Origin of the sequence: Filibacter tadaridae (assembly GCF_900609045.1) — a bacterium.
Classification (GTDB): Bacteria; Bacillota; Bacilli; order Bacillales_A; family Planococcaceae; genus Sporosarcina; species Sporosarcina tadaridae.
Genome location: NZ_UXAV01000037.1, coordinates 39,539 through 60,440, shown reverse-complemented (window position 1 = coordinate 60,440; position 20,902 = coordinate 39,539). Strand labels below are relative to the sequence as shown.

Genomic DNA, 20,902 nt, shown 5'->3' with positions numbered 1-20,902 from the left:
AAGGAAGATATATAGAGAAACTTCAATATTAATAAACGGTTGAATGTCTATATAAAATAGGCGGAAAATCACCGCCAGTCTTATCACCTTGGCTACCACTCTACTTAGAGGGCACTTATGCTAGTTCTCCCTAAGTGTTTTTGATGTCTATCACGCATGATTTCTATAGTATATGCACAAATTAAATTCAGTAATAGTCCACTACCCTATTTGATAATTCTGCGAAATAATTAAATGGAGCAAAAACATTTAATTTCTGATAAGATTAAAGATACATTGGTATGCATGAAAAAGAGTGTATAACCAACGAATAATCATTTTTTTAGGAGGAATAACAATGCGTATAGGTGTTCCAAAAGAAGTTAAGAATAATGAAAACCGGGTCGCAATGACACCGGCTGGAGCTTTCAATCTGAAAACTGCAGGTCATGAAGTCCTTATCGAAACAGGTGCTGGTATCGGCTCAAGTTTCACTGATGAGGATTATGTTGGAGCAGGAGCGACAATTGTTTCATCTGCAAAAGAAGCATGGGATGTAGAAATGGTAATGAAAGTTAAAGAGCCAGTCGCATCTGAATATACTCATTTTAAAGAGGGTCTAATACTATTCACGTATTTACACTTAGCACCTGAAGTTGAATTGACTAAAGCGCTTCTTGATAGCAAAGTTATCGGGATTGCTTATGAAACAGTACAACTTCCAAACCGTTCACTTCCGTTACTAGCACCAATGAGTGAAGTTGCTGGACGTATGGCGACGCAAATCGGTGCACAATATCTTGAGAAAATCCAAGGCGGAAAAGGTATTCTTCTATCAGGCATACCAGGTGTTTCTCGCGGTAAAGTTACAGTTATTGGTGGAGGACAAGCAGGTACGAATGCAGCACGTATCGCAATCGGTATGGGAGCACAAGTTACTGTACTTGACTTATCTGTTGATCGTCTTCGTCAATTGGACGAAATCTTCGGTAATGATGTTCAAACACTTGTTTCGAATCCATTCAATATCGCTGAATCCGTTAAAGATTCGGACCTTGTTATTGGTGCTGTTTTGATCCCAGGAGCTAAAGCGCCGAAACTTGTTTCAGAAGAAATGGTTAAATCGATGAAACCAGGATCAGTTCTTGTTGACATCGCTATTGACCAAGGTGGAATTTTTGCGACATCTGATCGTGTAACTACGCATGATGAGCCTACTTATGAAAAGCATGGCGTTGTTCATTACGCAGTAGCGAATATGCCTGGAGCAGTACCACGTACTTCTACAATGGGATTAACAAACGTTACAGTTCCTTACGCGCTTCAAATTGCGAACAAAGGATATAAACAAGCATGTCTAGACAATGAAGCTCTTCAAAAAGGCATTAACACAATGGAAGGTCATGTTACATATAAAGCTGTAGCTGACGACCAAGGACTTGAGTACGTAGCAGCTGCAACGTTATTGAATAAATAATAAGAAGTAAAAGGGCTAACCACTTGTGGTTAGCCCTTTTTATGATCCAGCTCCAGCGCCTAGGGGCTCGGGTCATAAGCCAGCCCTGCTAGGAAGGATTGAACTGCATCCTTCCCGGGCAAAGGGCGCCGCTTTGCAGTTCCGTCTTATGCCTGTCGCCCCTTTCAAGGCGCTGTCGCTTTTCTTTTTTTTAGTCTTTAATTATTTGTAGTTCTTTCGGGAATTTTGTGAGTACTTCTACACCATCTGCTGTAACGACGACGTCATCTTCAATTCGTACACCTGTAATTTCAGGGTGGTAGATACCTGGCTCGATTGTAAAGACCATGCCTTCTTCCAAAACAAGCTCGTTCGTTCCTGTGATTGATGGATATTCATGGACTGAGATTCCAAGCCCATGGCCAATCCGATGTGTAAAGTACTTTCCGTATCCAGCGGCGTCAATAACATCCCTGGCTGCTTTATCGATTTCCATTGCTTTGACCCCGGGACGTACTAAGTCGACCGCAGCTTGCTCCGCTTTTCTAACTGTATCATAGACTTCACGCATTTTGTCGGTTGGTTCGCCAAACGCCACAGTTCTTGTAATGTCTGAACAGTAGCCGTTGTAAACGACACCAAGATCGAAAAGGATGAAATCACCTTTTTGGATTTTACGATCTCCTGGTGTTCCATGGGGAGATGCCGTTTTTAATCCGGAAAGGACCATTGTATCGAAAGACATTTTCTGTGCACCTTTTCTTTTCATTTCAAACTCGATGGCCATAAGGATTTCGAGTTCTGTTTTGCCTTCAGCAATTTCTTTACAACCTACTTCAATTGCATAATCTGCAAGTTCCGCCGCTTTGCGTAAATTTACAAGCTCATCTTCGCTTTTGATTTTGCGCATCGTATTTAGCTGTTCATCAAGTGCTGCGAATTTTGTGCCTTCAAAAAGTTGTTCCATGCGTTCTAATCTTTCGACTGTCAAATGTGATTTCTCAATCGCGATTGTAGCGGGCACGGGTCCACGTTTACGAACGGCCTCCATGACAACTTCCCAAGCATCTTGTGTATCTTCATGACCAACTGCATCAAAAGACCAACCTGTCGCTTTTACATCAGGAACTTCCATGAAAGGGCAAATAATAAATGGCTCTGCATCCTTAAATACCATCACGCCAAGAAGACGTTCATGCGGGTCGCTATGGAAACCAGATACGTAGAACACGTTATCCGGTGTTGTGATGAATGCTGCATCCAAGTTTTCTTTACGTAAAAATGCTTGTATTTCTTTAACTTTACTCATTTCTATTACCTCCAATTCGAATAGTACTAGCATAACAAAAAAGAGGGATTAGCGGTTATTTAGCGAACTTTATATACTATAGACTGAATAAACGAATACCAGGAGGATGATCAACATGCAAATTTCATATCATGGACATTCCATAGTGAAAATAAAAGTAGGAACAAAAACAATTCTTATCGACCCATTCATCACGGGCAATAAATTGACGGACCTCGTTGTAGAAAATGAAAAACCTGATATTATTCTGTTAACACATGGCCATAACGATCATGTAGGTGACACAGTTGCGATTGCCAAAGCAAGCGATGCACTCGTGGTTGCCCCGAACGAGTTAGCGGTCTACTTAGGATGGCAGGGTGTGAAGACACATGGGATGAATCTCGGCGGTGCTTGTGAATTCGACTTCGGCACTGTCAAGTATACGCAAGCATTTCACAGTTCTTCCTATACAACTGATACAAATGAAATCATCTACACAGGCATGCCGGCTGGGATTTTGTTTACAGCAGAAGGGAAAACAATTTATCACGCTGGGGATACGGCTATATTCGGGGATATGGAGATGATTGGTAAACGTCATCCGATTGATGTCGCATTCCTGCCAATTGGTGATAATTTTACGATGGGACCGCAAGATGCTGCATATGCAGTCGAACTACTGAATCCGAAGCTAGCCGTACCAATCCATTTCAATACATTTCCGCCAATTGAACAAGACCCGAACGATTTCAAACGACTTGCAGAAAAGCATGAAGTGAAAATAATGGAGCCTGGGGAATTATTCGATATTTGAACCCCTTATTCAATCGGTTTTTTGTTAACATGCGAAATCCTATAGGCTCAACTTGTTGAAATGGTACCTTCTTATATATTCTCCTTGTGGCTATCCCAGCCACCTCTGTCTTTATTATTTCCTTGGCCAATGCAGAAAGGCGGGAAGGTTCTTATCAAGTGAATCATCCGTAAGTGTATCCAAGTAGGCTCCTCACGCTTTTCCGGTGCGTCTTGTGGTAGAATGAACATAAGAGCATCATAGGGAAAAGGTGAAGATATGGCGACAAAACATGAATTGATATTGCGATATATCGAGGGGCTCTCTGTTGGAGAGAAAATTTCCGTCCGACAGGTCGCAAAAGCGCTTTCTGTAAGTGATGGAACCGCTTATCGCGCAATTAAGGAAGCGGAAAATCAAAAAATCGTCAATACGATTGAACGTGTCGGTACAATTCGTATTGAAAAGAAAAAGAAAGAGAATATCGAACGACTTACATTTGCTGAAGTACTTAATATTGTTGACGGAACAGTGTTAGGCGGACGTGGAGGCTTACATAAAACATTAACGAAGTTTGTTATTGGTGCGATGCAATTAGATGATATGATGCGTTACATCGATGCAGGTAGCCTTTTGATTGTCGGGAATCGTTTTAAAGCACAGAAAACAGCTCTTTTAACTGGTGCAGCAGTGCTCGTAACAGGTGGCTTCGATGCATCTGAAGATATAAAGAAGTTGGCGGATGAACTAGAACTCCCAATAATTTCAACAAGTTACGATACATTCACCGTTGCAACGATGTTAAATCGTGCAATTTATGACCAATTGATTGAAAAAGAGATTTTATTGGTTGAAGATATTTTAACACCGTTAGCGGAAACAATCTCCTTTCTATCGAAAGAGACAGTGAAAGTTTTTAATGAAGTAAACCATAAAACAACGCATACCGGTTTTCCAGTTATCGAACATTCTGGTAAGCTTGTAGGCATCATTACCACCAGAGATGCCATCGGAAAGCCTGAAACGGAATTGATTGAGAAAGTGATGACGCGCCGCCCAATTACAGTCACTGCGAAGATGAGTGTCGCTTCTGCCGGGCATAGCATGATTTGGGAAGGTATCGATCTTATGCCAGTTGTAACGGATACGGGCATGCTTGCGGGCATCATCAGCAGGCAGGATGTTTTGAAAGCTATGCAGATGGCGCAACGTCAACCACAACAAGGGGAAACGATAGATGATATTGTGAAAAACCAAATAAAGACGGTGCCTGACGAGCCCTTGACCGCTGAATTTACGGTTATCCCGCAAATGACTAACCAACTAGGTTCATTATCATATGGAGCATTAACAACTCTCTTAACTGAAGCGGGTAACCGTGCTGTGAAAATGCGTAAGCGAGGGGAAAGTGTTCCCGAGAATATGACGATTTATTTCATCAAACATATACAGCTGGGAAGTGTAGTTTTTATTGAACCTCGTATTCTTCATATGAGCCGTCGCTTTGTTAAAGTGGATTTCGACATTCTGTCGGAAGGCGAACTTGTAGCTAAAGCTATGATTATGTATCAGTTATTTGAGCGATAATAGAAAAACTGGTAATGAAAAAACTGATGCCTCTAATGGGCATCAGTTTGCGTTCAGGTCCGTCTCTTCATCGACGAAATGTTTATAATGTTTATATGCCCGAAAGTTGAAAACAAGGACATATGCACCGAGCAGGATGAAAATAGCTGCAATGATATACGTTGTAACTCCATTAAACAAAACAAGCTGATTGAATCCGAAAGAGATAAGTAATCCGCCAAGCGATGCTCCTGACATACTCGCATACATTTTTTTGCGAATAGGGAACATATGACGCGTGCGGAATTGTCTTGTTTTAAAATAGAAATAAAATACTGCAGCAACGATAATTAGAAATACGAAAATTAGATTTAGTTTGTCCATGATAGCCCTCCATTGAATACGGAACTCCCTACATTGTAGCGGCTTTTGGAATGAATTGCGACTGGAATATATCTAAGCTTGGAGGAATCCGAATTGAAAAGACAAATCATAGACACAATTGAAAAGTATGAAACAATCATTATTCACCGCCATGTAAGACCTGATCCGGATGCGTATGGCTCCCAGGTAGGCTTAAAGGAATTGATAAAAGCAAATTATCCTGACAAAAAAGTATATGCAGCAGGTACACAAGAAGCTTCCCTTGACTACCTAGCCTTTCAAGATACAGTAAACCAATCGAATTATCAGGGAGCGCTTGTCATCATCACCGATACGGGGAATACAGAACGAATCGATGGAGAGTTTTACACTGAAGGCGACATGCTTCTTAAAATTGACCATCATCCTGACGTGGATCCTTATGGTGATATGAGATGGGTCGATACTTCTGCAAGCTCAACTTCTGAAATAATTACCTCGTTATTCGATGAAGGGGAAAAGTCTTATGGCTGGAAAATGACAGATGAAGCGGCACGCCTTTTGTTTGCCGGTATTGTAGGGGATACAGGTCGATTCATGTTCCCAAGCACGACTGATAAAACATTTGAACTAGCGAGTCGTTTAATTAAATACAATTTCGATAGAACAAAGCTATTTGCAGGTATGTATGAAGTCGATCGCAAGTTGCTTCATCTGCAAGGCTATATCTACCAGAATTTCTTGATGGATGACAATGGAGCAGCCTTTATTAAATTGGATAAGTCGACGCTTGAAAAGTTCGATGTAACGGCCGCCGAAACATCTTTACTCATCGGTTCGTTAGGGGATGTTAAAGGGATTTGTGCATGGACAATTTTCATTGAAGAAGAGGACCAAATCCGTGTGCGTTTACGTTCAAAAGGTCCGATTATCAATTCATTGGCGGCCCAGTATGGTGGGGGGGGTCACCCATTAGCTGCCGGGGCATCTGTGTATTCATGGGACGAAGCTGATGAAGTCGTTCGAAAACTAGAAGAATTATGTGCGACGAACTAGAAGCGGAGGGATTTCATTGGAACTTATGTATCCGCAAATTGTTACTGGTGCAGACCTTCTGCGTGGAATCATAAAGCTTGATACGCTAGCCCCACTTCTAAAAAGAAGAGGGGCTACTGCTGTTGCCATTGTCAATTCAAAATTATATGGCGCTCGCTCATTTTATAAGGTAATGCAAAAACAGGGGATTCGTCCAGTCTTCGGATTGTCCATTTACATTGAAATTGAAAAAGGCAAATCTGTCTTCGCCTACGTCTATGCTAAAGACGATGAGGGTTTCCGGAATTTGTTGAAAATAAGCAGTGCGGTTTCTACAAAAGAATTTGAAACACTTCCCTTACAATGGCTAGGTGCATACAGCAAAGGCTGCATTCTTCTTGTCTCAATAACAGACAAATCATGGGAAGGCGTAAATTGGGTAGATACACTTTCCTTACTTATTAATCGCGTTGGAAAAGATTCACTTGTTGTCGGAGTCAGTAGACCAGGTGGCGTCGTGCATTTTGAAGAAGAAACGATTGAAAACAGTGCGAGCGCTTTGGGTTTATCAATTGCTGCTGTTTATGAATCCCGTTATCTTGATAAAGAAGATGCCTTTGCATACGAGGTGGCGGAAGCAATCAGAACAGGCTACAAACTGAACGATCCGTCAAGACCGAAAAATATACATAATGATGCATATGTTCCTGAAGAACAGGAAATCAAAGAATGGTTTATAGGTAAACACAAGTGGCTGGAAAATATGGCCGACATCCTTCTAACATGCAATGCTGATTTACCGCCGAATGAACAGCTTATGCCAATTTTTCCGGTTCCGGAAGGTGAAACAGCACCATCGTTATTAGCAAAAAATTGTATGGTTGGATTGAAAAAACGACTGGGTACGATAGAAAAACAGTATGAAGCACGACTTCGTTACGAAATTGACGTCATTACGAAGATGGGCTTTGCTGATTACTTTTTGATTGTTGAAGACTTTATGCGCTATTCTGCTGACAACAATATATTGACAGGACCCGGTCGTGGGTCTTCAGCAGGTTCACTTGTCGCGTTCGCTCTTGGTATAACAGACGTGGATCCAATAAAATATGGCCTGATTTTTGAACGTTTTCTTAATCCGGGCCGAGTGACATTACCGGATATCGATATCGATTTTGCAGACAATCGACGCTCGGAAGTGATTGAGTATGTAGCTCGGAAGTATGGACAGGCATATGTCGCTCAAATTATTACATTTGGAACGCTTTCTGCGCGTTCGGTTGCACGAAATGTTGCACGGGTATTTGACTTTTCGAATGAAGAAATGGCGTTCCTATCAAAAGAAATTCCGAGCAGATCACGGATTACACTTGAGGAAGCTATTGGTGAGTCGAAGGCAGTTCTCGATTGGATAGCCATTGACCCGATAAGGAGTCGATGGCTAAAGGCTGCACAGACACTTGAGGGATTGCCCCGTAATGCATCGACACATGCTGCAGGCGTCATACTGTCCCCTGTTCCGCTTGTCGAAGTGGTACCCCTGCAAAATGGTGCGGATGATATCTATCTTACACAATGGCCGATGGGTGATGTGGAAGAGCGAGGTCTTCTCAAAATGGATTTTCTTGGACTCCGGAACCTAACATTGTTGGATAGGATTAGGGCAATGATTAGCTATGACAAAGGCGTTCAGATTAATTTTGAAGCCATTCCCCTTGATGATGAATCGACATTTACGTTATTTAGGACTGGAGATATGACAGGCATCTTCCAATTTGAATCGGACGGCATGCGTAATGCCTTGCGATTAATACGTCCGAATAGTTTTGAAGATATATTTGCCATTACAGCATTGTATCGCCCAGGCCCAATGGAGAATATTCCGCTGTATAGCCGGAGAAAAAATGGTGAGGAAAAAGCTTCGTACCTCCATCCGCTACTAGAACCGATTTTGTCAGAAACATATGGTGTCATTGTATACCAAGAACAAATCATGCAAATAGCAGTTCAATTTGCAGGCTTTACAATGGGAGAAGCGGACTTGTTGAGAAGGGCGGTCAGTAAGAAGAAACGGGAAATTCTTCAACAAGAACGAATACATTTCACGCAAAGTGCCATTCAAAATGGTTTTACCGAAAAGGCAGCTACTGAAGTTTATGATTTAATAGTAAAGTTTGCAGATTACGGATTTCCAAAAAGCCACGCTGTCGCTTATTCGCTTATCTCCTATCGACTTGCTTTTTTGAAGGCGAACGAAACGGCCTATTTCTATGCAGCGCTACTTTCTTCAATGACCGGAAATAACGATAAAACGATGGCACTATTACGCGAGGCTGAAGCGCATGGTGTTTCTGTGCTTCCTCCTTCCGTCAATCATAGTCAATATATGTATACGGTTGACCACAGTTCAATCCGTATCGGGCTAGGAGCTATTAAAGGCGTAACACCCACATTTTACAAGGCGCTGAAAGAGGCAAGGCATTCAACCGGAAAATGGAAAAACCTATTCGATATGGCTGCGTCGCTTGGGAGTGATATTTTTACAGAAAAAGCGATTCAACCGCTTATAAAAGCTGGTGCGCTTGATGTTTTTGGTGAATCGCGTGCTGTATTACTTGCTTCTATCGATGCCGCCATTGCGCATGCGTTATTCATCCGACCTGATGACGGTGAGGATCTTTTAAGTGACTTGATGCCTGCTGTAGCGCGACCAAAGTATTCCCCGGGGGGCACAATGCCGCGTATGGCGCTTCTTGAATATGAAAGGGAAGTGTTGGGTTTTTATCTATCTGAGCACCCAGCTGGAGAAGCGAAAAAAACGGCTAATGAAACGTATACGGATATTGCGGAAACTGGTGAACAAGGATTTGTGAAAATAGTGGGACTGGTTATGGAAATCAAACGAATTCGGACGAAAAAAGGGGAAGCGATGGCATTTGTTACTGTCCAAGACGAGACAGGTGAAATTTCTTGCACATTTTTTCCGAAACAGTATGCCACATCAAGTAGTGACCTTGTTGAAATGTCCATGATTCATATCGATGGGACACTAGAGAAGCGTGGCGGCAAGGTGCAGATACTTGTCCAACAGACGAAAAATAGGTGAAGGTTTGCCGATAAGGCAAGCCTTTTGTCATAGCTTAAGTTGGGAATTCGAATTCATTTTCAAGGCAATCAGTTTTCGCTTTACGTGATGTACTGTTTTCTGTATGCTTGTAGTAAAGAGTGGTCAGACCACTCTTTAAAATGGGAATTCCTAGAGGGGTTTACGAATGGGTAATCCAAAACCGCCATCGAAAATGTTTCTTGACATCGTCGAGGAGCTTAAATCGCTTATTAAAGAAGAAGGTATTCAAACGGGTGGAAAAATACCATCAGAACGCGAATTGTCTGAACGCCTTCAAGCCGGAAGATCGACTATACGCGAGGCGTTGCGCAGTTTAGAGCTACTTGGTTTAATAGAAACGAGACGCGGGGAAGGCACTTTCCTTGCAGATTTCAGGAAACATCAACTTGTTGAGGTTTTAGCGGCGTTCATTATGCAACAACCTGAGTCAGTACTTGATGTACAAAATACGAGGCGAATGCATGAAACAGCGGCGATTTCTGCCGTTTGTGCAAGTGATGCATCGCGGGCGTTGCCTGTATGGGCAAGCCTTCTGATGAAAATAGAGACAGAAGGAGCAATCCTTCGTGAAGATATCATTAGAGAAATGGTTGTAGCGTCGGACAATCGATTATCGCTGAAAATCTGGTTTTTATTAAAACAATATAGCCGGGTTCGATTCGATGAAATGACAAGTGTTCAAGAAAATCAAGTCGTGAAAAAATTACTTACAAACCTTCTAATAGGTGATGAAGTGACAACGCTGGAAGCCTATTTTGAATGGATTGAGCTTGTTGAAGGAGAAAGAGGGGAACGAATAGAATGATACGTGATATTTTTACGAAAAACAAAAAGAAGCGGACTATGACAATACCTTCCGCTGACGCAAAAAATGATGTGCCGGAAGGAATTATGACGAAATGCCCAGCATGCAAACATGTAGTTCTAACAAAAGATTTGGCGAAGTCATTAAAAGTCTGTCCGAAATGCGATCATCATTATAAAATGACGGCTTCCGAACGGGTGAATTGCTTATTTGATGAAGGTACTTTTGAATCGATTGACAATCACTTGAAAACAGAAAATCCGTTGCATTTTCCCGCATATACAGAAAAAGTATCATCGGATGCATTGAAAACTGGTCTGAACGAGGCCGTATTGACCGGGACTGGCAAAATTGATGGAAATGATGTAGCTGTGGCTATAATGGATTCACACTTCCGTATGGGCTCAATGGGATCGGTTGTTGGTGAAAAAATTACGCGTGCAATTGAAAAAGCGACGGATCTAGGCATTCCAATGATCATTTTTTCAGCAAGCGGCGGTGCTCGTATGCAAGAAGGCGTCTTATCGCTTATGCAAATGGCAAAAACAAGTGTTGCACTCAATCGTCATGCAGAAAAAGAAAACTTATATATATCCGTTATGACATATCCGACAACGGGCGGCGTATCGGCAAGCTTTGCTTCAGTCGGTGACATTAATATTGCTGAACCGAAAGCACTTATTGGGTTTGCGGGTCGACGTGTAATCGAACAAACCGTTAGAGAAAAACTTCCTGAAGATTTTCAAACCGCAGAATTTCTTCTTGATCATGGGCAGTTGGATGCAGTCATCCATCGGGCTGATATGAAAGAGGCGCTAGCTAAAATCGTGCGACTTCATCAAAAGGAGGTCATTTAATATGAGTAAAACGATGGCATTTGAGGAACCTATTGTAAAGTTGCGAGAAAAAATAAACGAACTTGAAGAGTTTACCGCGGCTAATTCCGTTGATTTGTCAGGCGAAATTAAGACACTTAATAATCGACTGAAAAACTTGGAAGAAGAAATTTATGGGAATATGGAACCGTGGGACCGTGTCCAAGTTGCAAGGCATCCGGCCCGACCGACAACGCTCGATTATATAAAAGAGCTGTTTGAGGACTTTATGCAATTACACGGTGATCGATTCTATGGTGACGATGCTGCGATAGTGGGCGGAATTGCTGCTTTTGATGGTAGACCCGTCACGATTATTGGGCATCAAAGAGGGAAAGATACGAAAGAAAATGTGAAACGGAATTTCGGCATGCCTCATCCTGAGGGTTACCGCAAGGCATTGCGTCTGATGAAACAGGCGGAAAAATTTGGTCGTCCTATTATTTGTTTCATCGATACAAAAGGGGCTTTTCCTGGAAAAGCTGCTGAAGAGCGGGGGCAGAGCGAAGCTATCGCACGCAACCTCGTTGAAATGGCTGGACTTCAAGTGCCTGTTGTCTCAATCGTTATCGGAGAGGGAGGAAGCGGAGGTGCTCTTGCGCTAGGTGTCGCAAATCATATTCATATGCTTGAGCACTCAACGTATTCAGTAATCTCACCTGAAGGCGCTGCTACCATACTTTGGAAGGATTCCAGTCTTGCCAAACAAGCGGCCGAAGCGATGAAAATTACAGCACCTGATTTAAAGGAAATGGGAATTATAGATGAGATTATTCCAGAAGTTACGGGCGGTGCCCACCGTGATCCGAAAGTTCAATCCGTACATATCGGAAAGGCTATCCGTCATTCGTTGGAAAAATTGAGGTTATTGGATGGCAGAGAACTTGTCGAGGATAGATACATGAAATTCCGCGGTATCGGCGTATTTTCGGAATGAAAAAAGGGTGCGGATGACCGCATCCTTTCGTGTTTCATAAAAGTCCAAGTAAAGGGTGGATAACATGAAAAAAATCGCTGTTTTAACGAGTGGCGGAGACGCTCCCGGCATGAACGCAGCTGTGCGGGCGGTTGTCAGGAAAGCAATCTTTGAGAAGCTAGAAGTTGCGGGTGTTTACAATGGTTATCAGGGTTTAATCGAAGGGAGAATGGAGCTTCTCCAGCTTGGTTCAGTAGGGGACATTATTCAACGGGGTGGTACGATGCTTCGTTCAGCGCGTTGTCCAGAATTCAAGACAGTAGAAGGTCGCAAAAAGGCGTTAGATCAGTTGGAGTCGAATGGAATCGAAGGACTTGTTATTATCGGTGGGGATGGCTCATTCAGAGGGGCACTTGAATTAACAGCCCTTGGATTTCCTTGTGTATGTGTGCCGGCGACTATTGATAATGATATAAATGGTACACAATTCACGATTGGTTTTGACACTGCGTTGAATACAGTTATTGACGCAATCGATAAAATCCGGGATACAGCTACCTCCCATGAACGTACATTCATCATTGAAGTGATGGGTAGGAATGCAGGACATCTTGCGCTGTGGGCAGGACTTGCGGGTGGTGCGGAAACAGTTCTTATTCCTGAAGAAAAATATGAAATACCAGCAATTGTTGATAGGCTTAAAAGCGGGACTGACCGCGGAAAGAAACATAGTATCATCATCGTGGCTGAAGGAGTCATGTCTGCGAACGAATTGGCGGAGCTATTGCTACAACAAGGGATTGAAACGCGTGTATCCGTACTTGGGCATATTCAACGCGGTGGCTCACCTTCTGCACGGGATCGGGTTATTGCAAGTCAGTATGGTGCAAGGGCAGTCGAGATGCTGAAAGAAGGACGCGGAGGCGTTGCGATTGGCATCCGAAATCATCAGGTGATAGACTATAATTTAATCGACGTATTCGAAAAATCGGACGTAATGGATATAGCTATGTATAAACTTTCCAAAGAACTATCCATCTAAATTTTAGAAAAAAGAGGCGAACGTGTATGAGGAAAACGAAAATAGTATGTACGATTGGTCCTGCAAGCGAATCTGTAGAACAACTTGAGGGGCTTATCGATGCAGGTATGAACGTGGCTCGATTGAATTTTTCCCATGGAGATCATGAGGAGCATAAAGTCCGTATCGATAGGATCAAGGAAGCCGCACGTTCAAAAGGGAAAGTTATTGGAATCCTACTTGATACAAAAGGACCGGAAATCCGTACACACTCCATGAAAGACGGTCAGATAAACCTTGTGACCGGTCAACATATCGATATTTCAATGACTGAAGTGATTGGGAATGAGGATGTCTTTTCCGTAAGTTACGAAAAACTTATCGAAGACGTTGACAAAGGCTCACTAATTTTGCTGGACGACGGCTTGATAGAATTGGAAGTTGTCGGAAAAGACGAGGCGAACGGTCTTATTCATACAGTTGTCGTTAACTCGGGTGCTTTAAAAAATAAAAAAGGCGTAAACGTACCAGGCGTTTCTGTTCAGTTGCCGGGAATGACGGAAAAAGATGCCAAAGACATCCTTTTTGGAGTAAGAGAAGGCGTTGACTTCATAGCTGCCTCTTTTGTGAGAAGAGCTTCAGATGTAATGGAAATCCGCAGTTTACTTGAAAAAAATGGCGGCTCACATCTACAAATCATCCCGAAAATCGAAAATCGTGAAGGTGTCGATAATATCGACGAAATCGTTATGGTTTCTGATGGACTGATGGTTGCACGCGGTGATTTAGGTGTAGAGATTCCACCTGAAGAAGTACCGCTTGTTCAAAAGAAACTGATTGAAAAATGTAATCAGGCAGGAAAACCGGTAATCACAGCTACGCAAATGCTCGATTCTATGCAACGCAATCCGCGCCCCACCCGTGCAGAAGCGAGTGATGTAGCGAATGCCATTTTTGACGGAACAGACGCTATCATGCTTTCAGGAGAAACGGCTGCTGGGCTTTACCCGGTTGAATCTGTTCAGACGATGGATCGTATTGCGCAGACTACGGAAGCGGCCATCGATTATCGTTCAGTTGTTTCAACTCGGCGTCGCGAAAAACATGGTAATATGACTGAATCTATTGGACAAGCGGCAGCTTATACAGCTATTAACTTAAAAGTGAAGGCGATTCTTGCCCCTACGGAAAGCGGTCATACTGCCAAAATGATTGCTAAATACCGTCCGGGATGTCCGGTTATAGCGGTTACATCTTCTGTCAATTGTTCGAAAAAGCTATCACTTGTATGGGGTGTCTATCCAATCGTTGGTGAAAAAATGTCATCTATCGACGGGATTCTTCAGGAATCGGTTGAAGAAAGTGTTAAGCATCAATACGTTGGCCACGGCGACGTCGTAATTATCACAGCCGGAGTTCCGGTCGGCGAAGCAGGTACAACGAATTTGATGAAAATACACGTCATCGGCGATTTACTTGCACGTGGCCAGGGAATCGGCAAAAAGGTTGCTTATGGACGAGTTGTTGTCGCAAAAAATGCAAAAGAAGCATTGGCTTATGACACTGAAGGTGCGATTTTGGTTACAAATGGTTCTGACAGAGAAATGATGCCGGCGATCGAGAAATGTAGTGGTCTTATAGCAGAAGAAGGCGGTTTGACGAGTCATGCCGCGGTTGTTGGACTAAGTCTTGGCATACCAGTTATTGTCGGTGTCAAAGATGCTACAAAACTCTTTCGACATGGTACTGATGTAACGATGGATGCTGAATCCGGGGTAATATACAACGGACACGCAAGCGTTCTTTAAAGAGTTGAAAACGTATAGACCGCTTCCGAAAGCATCGGTAAGCGGTCTTCTTCGAAGGTAGGGATTTAATTGAGGTGGATACTACTTCTGTTCATCATTGTTCCAACAACTGAACTTGCTTTGCTGATTTATTCGGGACAGACGCTTGGCCTTTTCCCGACGATTGCAATCATCCTACTTACGGGAATCGGGGGCGCTTATTTTGCAAAGCGTCAGGGAATGAAAGCATGGAATGATTTGAAAAATCGAATGACGACAATGGAAACGCCCGGAAATGCATTAATTGACAGCGTTTGTATCTTTTTCGGAGGAATACTATTGCTGATGCCCGGATTCATTACCGATATTGTTGGTTTTCTGCTTCTTTTCAAAGGGCCACGAAATCTGATTCGACCTTTCATTCAAAAATGGATTTATCGAAAAATGAAAAACGGACAAATCGTCATGAGGTGAATAGGGAATGCCGTTTGACTTTCATAGCTGCGAATAATAGAAATGGCGACAATAGGATTCCAGCTAACCCGAATAGATAAAACGAACAGGCTGTAATGAAAAACGCATGGATTGGCTTGACCTGAAATGCAGATGCCCACATATACGATTCGGCCATTTGACGGGTAATCATCGTAAGCAAGTAAAGCAAAATTAGTGAAATGCCGACAAACAAATTTCCAGTATAGATAAAGAAAGCGATCATCGGTATTAGAAATAAGCCGATACCAAGAAACGGAAGGCTATCTACAAGCGAGATGATAAATGCGTTACCGACCGGAGATTTAAACTGCAAGAATGCAAATCCAATTGAAATGATTAAGAAAGTAAGGAAAAACAAACGTGCTTCCACGGCTACAAAAGTTCCAATAAGTTTTCCGGATTCAGTAAAAATCCGCTTTGCAGACTTGCGAATCTTGCGTGGAAAATAAACAAGGAACCAGAAACGGTTTTTTCCAGATTCACGTAATGAAAAGAAATAAGCGACAAGAAAAATGAACGAACTAAACAGCTGTTGAAATATAGTTCGAAACATTGTGACTGCGTATTCCAGTAGCGCATGTCCATATTCAACAACTTTATCTTCTAAAAAAGTAAATAACTTTCCGGGGATATCCGTAGTTTTCGTAAAGGGTGCAACATGTCGTTCGACTGCCGGAATTGTGTCAATAAGCCCACTAACTGCGAAGAATATGAATGAAACAGATATAAGCAATATAAGTGACATAACAGCAAGCGTAGCAATTGTAAGTGGTAGCTTCGTTACAGAACGAACTGCTGATAGCAAAGGTGCGGTGAAGTAGGCAGCGATTACTGCGATTGCTGCCGGTGGGACTAGAATTAGGAGAATGATGGTTAAAATGACTGGCGACCATTTTACAATGAAGGTCCAAAAAGTCTGTTGCCAGTTATGCTTTTTTGACATGTATAGTCCCCTTTTTCATTATACTTATAAGAAAAACAAGCGTTTCCATTCACAAAGCAGACAAAATTGATTATAATGAGTGATGTAAGTATTTTAACTTAATCCAGCAGAATTCCCCCACTTCCATAAGTGGCGGGATGAATGCTAGATATGCATTCAATTCGGTGGGGGTTCAAACCCCTGCTGAATCAGGTTAAGCTTCCGGCGGATGTCACAGATTTTGAAGGGAATCAATTGAGCAAGCTCAATTCAAAATCTGGACGCAATCACGCCAAGGCGCGATTGATTCAGTTTATAATGACTAGCAGACTGGCCACATTTCCGTTCGTGGGGATTAAAGTGGCTATACTGGAAGAAGGAGCGATTTATATGACAACAACCAAAGGGTTGGAAGGAGTCGTAGCGACACAGTCCGCCATCAGTTCCATCATTGATGACACACTTACATACGTCGGCTATGACATTGACGATCTTGCAGTAAATGCGAGCTTCGAAGAAGTAGTATATTTACTATGGCACCAACGTTTGCCGAAAGAGGACGAGCTTGCTGAGCTGAAAAAACAACTTGCAGCTAACATGGCAGTTCCGAAAGAAGTTCTCGAATCATTTAAAACATACCCAATTAATGACGTACATCCGATGGCGGCATTACGTACAGCAGTCTCTCTTCTCGGATTATACGATGAAAATGCAGAAGATATGTCCGAAGAAGCAAACTACGGTAAAGCGATTAAGCTTCAAGCGAAAATGGCTACACTTGTAACTGCATTCGGTCGCATTCGTAAAGGCCTTGAGCCAGTTGCTCCTAAAGAGGAACTCGGTTACGCTGCAAACTTCATGTACATGCTAACAGGCGAAGAACCGAAAGAGATTGCTGTTGAGGCATTCAACAAGGCGCTTGTTCTTCATGCAGATCATGAATTGAATGCATCCACTTTCACTGCACGTGTTTGTGTAGCTACACTTTCCGATATGTATTCTGGTGTAACAGCTGCAATCGGCGCACTTAAAGGACCTCTTCATGGTGGAGCAAATGAGCAAGTCATGAAAATGTTGATGGAAATCGGTTCTGAAGAAAATGTTGAATCGTATATTCGTGAAAAACTTGACAATAAAGTAAAAATCATGGGCTTTGGACATCGTGTATACCGCAAAGGTGATCCACGCGCGAAGCATCTTCGTGAAATGTCAAAACGTTTGACTGAACTTCGTGGCGAAGAAAAATGGTACAACATGTCTACTAAAATCGAAGAAATCGTTACTGGCGAAAAGAATTTACCGCCGAACGTCGATTTCTATTCAGCATCTGTTTATCATTCACTAGATATCGATCATGATCTATTTACACCTATTTTTGCAGTTTCCCGTGTTTCTGGCTGGATTGCACATATTCTTGAGCAATATGCGAATAATAGACTAATCCGTCCACGTGCAGAATACACTGGACCCGGAATGCAAAAATACGTTTCAATTGAAAACCGCTAAGAAATAAATGAAATGGGGCGACATATTCTTATGTCGGCCCTATGATTTTGAATTTAGGAGGAATTATTTAATGGCTAAAATTACAGTAGATAACGGTGTTTTAAACGTTCCAGATCAAGCAACAATCCCTTATATTATCGGTGACGGTACAGGTCCTGACATTTGGCATGCAGCTTCACGCGTTCTTGAAGCGGCAGTCGACAAAGCGTATGATGGCAAGAAGAAGCTTGAATGGAAAGAAGTTCTTGCTGGGGAGAAAGCATTCAACGAAACTGGCGAATGGCTTCCACAAGAAACACTTGATACGATTGATGAATATTTGATCGCTATTAAAGGTCCACTTACAACTCCAATCGGTGGAGGCTTCCGTTCATTGAACGTTGCACTTCGTCAAGAATTGGATCTTTATACATGCTTGCGCCCAGTTCGCTACTTTGAAGGTGTACCATCACCTGTCAAGCGTCCTGAAGACTGTGACATGGTTATTTTCCGTGAAAATACAGAAGATATCTATGCAGGAATCGAATACCAACAAGGTTCTGATGATGCTAAGAAATTATTGAACTTCTTACAAAACGAAATGGGTGTCGATAAAATCCGTTTCCCTGAAACATCAGGACTTGGTATCAAACCTATTTCTGAAGAGGGTACAAAACGTTTAGTGCGTTCAGCTCTTGAATACATCATCAAAGAAGGCCGTAAATCATTGACGCTTGTTCATAAAGGGAACATCATGAAGTTCACTGAAGGCGCGTTCAAAAACTGGGGCTATGAAGTTGCTGAGCAAGAGTTCGGCGATAAAGTATTCACTTGGAACCAATACGATGCAATTAAAGACGCTGACGGCACTGATGCTGCGAACAAAGCACAAGCAGAGGCTGAAGCAGCTGGCAAAATCATTGTAAAAGATGCGATCGCTGACATCTTCTTGCAACAAATTTTGACTCGTCCAAAAGAATTTGATGTAGTTGCAACAATGAACTTGAATGGTGACTATATTTCCGATGCACTTGCTGCACAAGTTGGCGGTATTGGTATTGCACCTGGAGCGAATATCAACTATGTATCAGGACATGCTATCTTCGAAGCAACGCATGGCACTGCTCCAAAATATGCAGGTCTTGATAAAGTAAATCCTTCATCACTTATTCTTTCGGGTGTTTTAATGCTTGAACACCTTGGATGGAATGAAGCGGCGCGTATGATTACGACTTCAATCGAAAAAACGATTGTTTCAAAAGTTGTAACATATGACTTTGCACGTCTTATGGACGGTGCTACAGAAGTGAAAACTTCTGAGTTCGCAGATGAATTGATCAAAAACCTCTAAGATACAACGTAATCCTTTTTAAAGTAAACATCTACGAAAGCCAAGTTAATAAATGAGAGGGGAACTTGTTTTCCCCTCTCATTTTTTTGAACCTACAGTAAAAGGAGAGTTTACTCATGACAATGCAACGTAAAAAAATCTCAGTTATCGGTTCTGGTTTCACGGGTGCAACTACAGCATTTCTTTTGGCGCAAAAAGAACTTTGTGATGTAGTGCTAGTTGATATTCCACAAATGGAAAACCCAACAAAAGGAAAAGCGCTTGACATGCTTGAGGCGGCTCCAGTACAGGGTTTCGATGTAAATATCATTGGAACTTCAGACTACTCGGATACAAAAGAATCCGACATCGTCATCATTACAGCTGGTATTGCACGTAAACCGGGTATGAGCCGTGATGACCTTGTTCAAACGAACCAAAAAGTGATGAAGGCAATCACAGGCGAAATTGTAAAATATTCGCCAAACACAACAATTATCGTGCTAACGAATCCTGTTGATGCAATGACATATACGGTATACAAAGAATCAGGGCTTCCCAAAGAGCGTGTTATTGGCCAATCGGGCGTACTTGATACCGCACGTTTCCGTACGTTTGTTGCGCAAGAACTGAACATGTCTGTTAAAGATGTAACTGGTTTCGTACTTGGTGGTCACGGTGATAGCATGGTTCCTTTAGTACGCTATTCATATGCAGGGGGTATCCCGTTGGAAACTTTGATTTCAGCGGAACGTCTTGAAGAAATTGTAGATCGTACACGTAAAGGTGGAGCGGAAATCGTTAACCTATTGGGCAACGGTTCGGCTTACTATGCACCTGCAGCATCACTTGTTGAAATGGCAGAAGCAATCTTAAAAGACCAAAAACGTGTTCTTCCATCCATCGCCTTCCTTGAAGGTGAATATGGTCTCGATGGAATCTACATTGGCGTGCCAACAGTACTTGGCGCAAACGGTATTGAAAAAATTATTGAACTTGAATTGACTACTGACGAAAAAGCAGAACTTGCAAAATCTGCTGAAGCTGTTAAAGAGGTTATGAAAGTTCTAGTATAATCAAAAAGTAATCGGGTGGCGAAAGCCACTCGATTTTTTTTTTGATTATTGGTAGACTCTATGTAATACATTCAAAGGGGGAATACTGTTGATTTTAGGAAAAAAAAGACGGCTAGGTCGAAAAATTGAAGAGATAAATGTTGGTGAAAAGTTAAAGTTAACCGAAAAAATAGAAGACAGGGATCTATTGTTATACCTTGGGCTAACGAATGATGGTAACCCACTTTATATTCAACATGATTACGCCACACGAACAATTTACAAGAAACCGATTGTTCCAACTATCATGTTGACAGGAATTATGACTTCTGCGATTTCAAAGTATTTTCCAGGTCCTGGTTCACATATTGTGGAACAGCAAATTTCCTTTCCAAAACCGGTCTATCATTATGCGACCATAAACTTCCTATTGGAAATAATTCATGTGGATAAAGAAGCCAATGAGGTGAAGGTTTCAATTGAAGCACATAACGAGCAAGAAGAACTTGTGATCTTAGGAACATTAGTAGTCGTACCACCAAAAGTGGAAGAACGTCTCACTTCACAGACAATGGACAATTTCTAATAGGGGTGAGAAACA

At 42.2% G+C, this 20,902-nt stretch carries 18 protein-coding genes; 15 read left to right on the top strand and 3 right to left on the bottom strand.

Annotated features, from left to right (window positions below; genetic code table 11):
• The first annotated feature begins 337 nt into the window (after positions 1-337).
• On the top strand, positions 338-1,456 hold the full coding sequence (gene ald, locus FILTAD_RS07580; RefSeq protein WP_124069876.1) for an alanine dehydrogenase: 1,119 nt from the start codon (positions 338-340) through the stop codon (positions 1,454-1,456).
• 190 nt (positions 1,457-1,646) lie between these two features.
• On the opposite strand, the gene FILTAD_RS07575 is transcribed toward ald, so the two are convergent.
• On the bottom strand, positions 1,647-2,744 hold the full coding sequence (locus FILTAD_RS07575; protein WP_124069875.1) for a M24 family metallopeptidase: 1,098 nt from the start codon (positions 2,742-2,744) through the stop codon (positions 1,647-1,649).
• Between the two features lie 115 nt (positions 2,745-2,859).
• On the opposite strand from FILTAD_RS07575, the gene FILTAD_RS07570 reads away from it, so the two are divergent.
• Together FILTAD_RS07570 and FILTAD_RS07565 are read left to right on the top strand one after the other, a co-directional pair.
• On the top strand, positions 2,860-3,540 hold the full coding sequence (locus FILTAD_RS07570) for a metal-dependent hydrolase (protein WP_124069874.1): 681 nt from the start codon (positions 2,860-2,862) through the stop codon (positions 3,538-3,540).
• A 258-nt stretch (positions 3,541-3,798) separates the two neighbouring features.
• Complete coding sequence (locus tag FILTAD_RS07565) at positions 3,799-5,106, top strand: DRTGG domain-containing protein (RefSeq protein WP_124069873.1); 1,308 nt, start codon at positions 3,799-3,801, stop codon at positions 5,104-5,106.
• 42 nt (positions 5,107-5,148) lie between these two features.
• Here FILTAD_RS07565 and FILTAD_RS07560 read toward each other — a convergent pair whose 3' ends face one another.
• The gene (locus FILTAD_RS07560) at positions 5,149-5,469 is read right to left on the bottom strand and encodes a YtpI family protein (RefSeq protein ID WP_124069872.1); all 321 of its coding nucleotides are present in this window, start codon (positions 5,467-5,469) and stop codon (positions 5,149-5,151) included.
• A gap of 93 nt (positions 5,470-5,562) precedes the next feature.
• On the opposite strand from FILTAD_RS07560, the gene FILTAD_RS07555 reads away from it, so the two are divergent.
• The 8 genes from FILTAD_RS07555 (at position 5,563) to FILTAD_RS07520 (ending at position 15,488) form a co-directional block, all read left to right on the top strand.
• Positions 5,563-6,504, top strand: coding sequence for a DHH family phosphoesterase (locus FILTAD_RS07555; RefSeq protein WP_124069871.1), 942 nt, complete (start codon positions 5,563-5,565; stop codon positions 6,502-6,504).
• A gap of 25 nt (positions 6,505-6,529) precedes the next feature.
• Positions 6,530-9,589: a DNA polymerase III subunit alpha gene (locus FILTAD_RS07550; protein ID WP_124069940.1), complete on the top strand. Its 3,060-nt coding sequence runs from the start codon at positions 6,530-6,532 to the stop codon at positions 9,587-9,589.
• A 166-nt stretch (positions 9,590-9,755) separates the two neighbouring features.
• On the top strand, positions 9,756-10,415 hold the full coding sequence (locus FILTAD_RS07545) for a FadR/GntR family transcriptional regulator (protein WP_124069870.1): 660 nt from the start codon (positions 9,756-9,758) through the stop codon (positions 10,413-10,415).
• On the top strand, positions 10,412-11,272 hold the full coding sequence (gene accD / locus FILTAD_RS07540) for an acetyl-CoA carboxylase, carboxyltransferase subunit beta (protein WP_124069869.1): 861 nt from the start codon (positions 10,412-10,414) through the stop codon (positions 11,270-11,272). Before FILTAD_RS07545 ends, accD begins: the two co-directional genes overlap by 4 nt.
• A gap of 1 nt (position 11,273) precedes the next feature.
• The gene (locus tag FILTAD_RS07535; protein ID WP_124069868.1) at positions 11,274-12,227 is read left to right on the top strand and encodes an acetyl-CoA carboxylase carboxyltransferase subunit alpha; all 954 of its coding nucleotides are present in this window, start codon (positions 11,274-11,276) and stop codon (positions 12,225-12,227) included.
• Positions 12,228-12,291: 64 nt separating this feature from the next.
• The gene (gene pfkA / locus FILTAD_RS07530) at positions 12,292-13,248 is read left to right on the top strand and encodes a 6-phosphofructokinase (RefSeq protein ID WP_124069867.1); all 957 of its coding nucleotides are present in this window, start codon (positions 12,292-12,294) and stop codon (positions 13,246-13,248) included.
• A 26-nt stretch (positions 13,249-13,274) separates the two neighbouring features.
• Positions 13,275-15,035: a pyruvate kinase gene (gene pyk / locus FILTAD_RS07525; protein WP_124069866.1), complete on the top strand. Its 1,761-nt coding sequence runs from the start codon at positions 13,275-13,277 to the stop codon at positions 15,033-15,035.
• 69 nt (positions 15,036-15,104) lie between these two features.
• On the top strand, positions 15,105-15,488 hold the full coding sequence (locus tag FILTAD_RS07520; RefSeq protein WP_124069865.1) for an FxsA family protein: 384 nt from the start codon (positions 15,105-15,107) through the stop codon (positions 15,486-15,488).
• Here the strand turns inward: FILTAD_RS07520 and FILTAD_RS07515 are convergent.
• The gene (locus tag FILTAD_RS07515; RefSeq protein ID WP_124069864.1) at positions 15,478-16,452 is read right to left on the bottom strand and encodes an AI-2E family transporter; all 975 of its coding nucleotides are present in this window, start codon (positions 16,450-16,452) and stop codon (positions 15,478-15,480) included. The genes FILTAD_RS07520 and FILTAD_RS07515 overlap by 11 nt on opposite strands.
• A 369-nt stretch (positions 16,453-16,821) precedes the next feature.
• On the opposite strand from FILTAD_RS07515, the gene citZ reads away from it, so the two are divergent.
• From citZ to FILTAD_RS07495, 4 genes are all read left to right on the top strand, one after another.
• Positions 16,822-17,937 (top strand): citrate synthase, encoded by a 1,116-nt coding sequence (gene citZ, locus FILTAD_RS07510; protein WP_124069939.1) that lies wholly within the window; start codon positions 16,822-16,824, stop codon positions 17,935-17,937.
• 70 nt (positions 17,938-18,007) lie between these two features.
• Positions 18,008-19,267: an NADP-dependent isocitrate dehydrogenase gene (gene icd / locus FILTAD_RS07505; RefSeq protein ID WP_124069863.1), complete on the top strand. Its 1,260-nt coding sequence runs from the start codon at positions 18,008-18,010 to the stop codon at positions 19,265-19,267.
• A gap of 116 nt (positions 19,268-19,383) precedes the next feature.
• On the top strand, positions 19,384-20,322 hold the full coding sequence (gene mdh, locus FILTAD_RS07500) for a malate dehydrogenase (RefSeq protein WP_124069862.1): 939 nt from the start codon (positions 19,384-19,386) through the stop codon (positions 20,320-20,322).
• 88 nt (positions 20,323-20,410) lie between these two features.
• The gene (locus FILTAD_RS07495; protein WP_124069861.1) at positions 20,411-20,887 is read left to right on the top strand and encodes a MaoC family dehydratase; all 477 of its coding nucleotides are present in this window, start codon (positions 20,411-20,413) and stop codon (positions 20,885-20,887) included.
• The last annotated feature ends 15 nt before the right edge of the window (positions 20,888-20,902 follow it).